A 3,195-nucleotide genomic window follows, 5' to 3' on the forward strand; every position below is an offset into this window, starting at 1 on the left:
GCTATTACGCACTCTTTCAAGGGTGGCTGCTTCTAAGCCAACCTCCTGGTTGTCTCTGCGACTCCACATCCTTTCCCACTTAGCGTACGCTTAGGGGCCTTAGTCGATGCTCTGGGCTGTTTCCCTCTCGACCATGGAGCTTATCCCCCACAGTCTCACTGCCGTGCTCTCACTTACCGGCATTCGGAGTTTGGCTAAGGTCAGTAACCCGGTAGGGCCCATCGCCTATCCAGTGCTCTACCTCCGGCAAGAAACACACGACGCTGCACCTAAATGCATTTCGGGGAGAACCAGCTATCACGGAGTTTGATTGGCCTTTCACCCCTAACCACAGGTCATCCCCCAGGTTTTCAACCCTGGTGGGTTCGGTCCTCCACGACCTCTTACAGCCGCTTCAACCTGCCCATGGCTAGATCACTCCGCTTCGGGTCTTGAGCGCGCTACTATATCGCCCTGTTCGGACTCGCTTTCGCTACGGCTTCCCCACACGGGTTAACCTCGCAACACACCGCAAACTCGCAGGCTCATTCTTCAAAAGGCACGCAGTCACGACTGTATGTGCAAGCACATACAGCGACGCTCCCACGGCTTGTAGGCACACGGTTTCAGGTACTATTTCACTCCGCTCCCGCGGTACTTTTCACCATTCCCTCACGGTACTATCCGCTATCGGTCACCAGGGAATATTTAGGCTTAGCGGGTGGTCCCGCCAGATTCACACGGGATTTCTCGGGCCCCGTGCTACTTGGGTGTCTCTCAAACGAGCCGTTGATGTTTCGACTACGGGGGTCTTACCCTCTACGCCGGACCTTTCGCATGTCCTTCGCCTACACCAACGGTTTCTGACTCGTCTCACAGCCGGCAGACTGTGAAAGAGAGATCCCACAACCCCGTACACGCAACCCCTGCCGGGTCTCACACGTATACGGTTTGGCCTCATCCGGTTTCGCTCGCCACTACTCCCGGAATCACGGTTGTTTTCTCTTCCTGCGGGTACTGAGATGTTTCACTTCCCCGCGTTCCCTCCACACACCCTATGTGTTCAGATGTGGGTGACAGCCCATGACGACTGCCGGGTTTCCCCATTCGGAAACCCCCGGATCAAAGCCTGGTTGACGGCTCCCCGGGGACTATCGTGGCCTCCCACGTCCTTCATCGGTTCCTGGTACCAAGGCATCCACCGTGCGCCCTTAAAAACTTGGCCACAGATGCTCGCGTCCACTGTGCAGTTCTCAAACAACGACCAACCACCCACCACCCCACCCTCACGGGCGAGTTCACTGGGGCCGGCACTGAAGATCCAGACACAAGGTCCGTACCCTCAGACACCCAACAGCGTGCCCGGCACCCTCGCCACTCATGATCAGCTTTCCACGCCCCGAAGGACAGTACTTGCAGCCCGAGATGACTGAGAGTGCCGAATAATCAACGTTCCACCCATGAGCAACCAGCATCAGACATTCGCCGATGTACTGGCCTCTGACCAAGTCCCCGAAGGTTCTCGGTAAGAAGTGCTCCTTAGAAAGGAGGTGATCCAGCCGCACCTTCCGGTACGGCTACCTTGTTACGACTTCGTCCCAATCGCCAGTCCCACCTTCGACAGCTCCCTCCCCACAAGGGGGTTGGGCCACCGGCTTCGGGTGTTACCGACTTTCGTGACGTGACGGGCGGTGTGTACAAGGCCCGGGAACGTATTCACCGCAGCAATGCTGATCTGCGATTACTAGCAACTCCGACTTCATGGGGTCGAGTTGCAGACCCCAATCCGAACTGAGACAGGCTTTTTGAGATTCGCTCCGCCTTGCGACATCGCAGCTCATTGTACCTGCCATTGTAGCACGTGTGCAGCCCAAGACATAAGGGGCATGATGACTTGACGTCGTCCCCACCTTCCTCCGAGTTGACCCCGGCAGTCTCCTGTGAGTCCCCATCACCCCGAAGGGCATGCTGGCAACACAGAACAAGGGTTGCGCTCGTTGCGGGACTTAACCCAACATCTCACGACACGAGCTGACGACAGCCATGCACCACCTGTCACCCGACCACAAGGGGGGCACCATCTCTGATGCTTTCCGGGCGATGTCAAGCCTTGGTAAGGTTCTTCGCGTTGCGTCGAATTAAGCCACATGCTCCGCTGCTTGTGCGGGCCCCCGTCAATTCCTTTGAGTTTTAGCCTTGCGGCCGTACTCCCCAGGCGGGGAACTTAATGCGTTAGCTGCGGCACCGACGACGTGGAATGTCGCCAACACCTAGTTCCCACCGTTTACGGCGTGGACTACCAGGGTATCTAATCCTGTTCGCTCCCCACGCTTTCGCTCCTCAGCGTCAGTAATGGCCCAGAGATCCGCCTTCGCCACCGGTGTTCCTCCTGATATCTGCGCATTTCACCGCTACACCAGGAATTCCGATCTCCCCTACCACACTCTAGTCTGCCCGTATCGAATGCAGACCCGGGGTTAAGCCCCGGGCTTTCACATCCGACGTGACAGACCGCCTACGAGCTCTTTACGCCCAATAATTCCGGACAACGCTTGCGCCCTACGTATTACCGCGGCTGCTGGCACGTAGTTAGCCGGCGCTTCTTCTGCAGGTACCGTCACTTTCGCTTCTTCCCTGCTGAAAGAGGTTTACAACCCGAAGGCCGTCATCCCTCACGCGGCGTCGCTGCATCAGGCTTTCGCCCATTGTGCAATATTCCCCACTGCTGCCTCCCGTAGGAGTCTGGGCCGTGTCTCAGTCCCAGTGTGGCCGGTCGCCCTCTCAGGCCGGCTACCCGTCGTCGCCTTGGTGAGCTTCTACCTCACCAACAAGCTGATAGGCCGCGGGCTCATCCTTCACCGCCGGAGCTTTCAACCCCCACAGATGCCTGTAGGAGTGTTATCCGGTATTAGACCCCGTTTCCAGGGCTTGTCCCAGAGTGAAGGGCAGATTGCCCACGTGTTACTCACCCGTTCGCCACTAATCCACCCCGAAGGGCTTCATCGTTCGACTTGCATGTGTTAAGCACGCCGCCAGCGTTCGTCCTGAGCCAGGATCAAACTCTCCGTGAATGTATTCCCGTAATCGGGACGACACCACGAGAGCGGAACAGTCGGGCGGAATAAGCCCGGCTGTTCACAGCGTCCTCGCTGATGCGCCTGCCAAGTGTTAGCCCGGCAGGACTTTTTCAAAGGAACCTCCACCCACCACATAATG

At 57.6% G+C, this 3,195-nt stretch carries 2 rRNA genes; both read right to left on the minus strand.

What is annotated here, in order from left to right:
• Positions 1 to 1,204: ribosomal RNA gene (locus O3Q52_RS51050) — 23S ribosomal RNA — on the minus strand; the annotation flags it as partial.
• A 318-nt stretch (positions 1,205 to 1,522) separates the two neighbouring features.
• Positions 1,523 to 3,050: ribosomal RNA gene (locus O3Q52_RS51055) — 16S ribosomal RNA — on the minus strand.
• Positions 3,051 to 3,195: the final 145 nt, after the last annotated feature.

Origin of the sequence: Streptomyces sp. ActVer, assembly GCF_027270795.1 — a bacterium.
In the GTDB taxonomy this organism is placed as follows: domain Bacteria; phylum Actinomycetota; class Actinomycetes; order Streptomycetales; family Streptomycetaceae; genus Streptomyces; species Streptomyces umbrinus_A.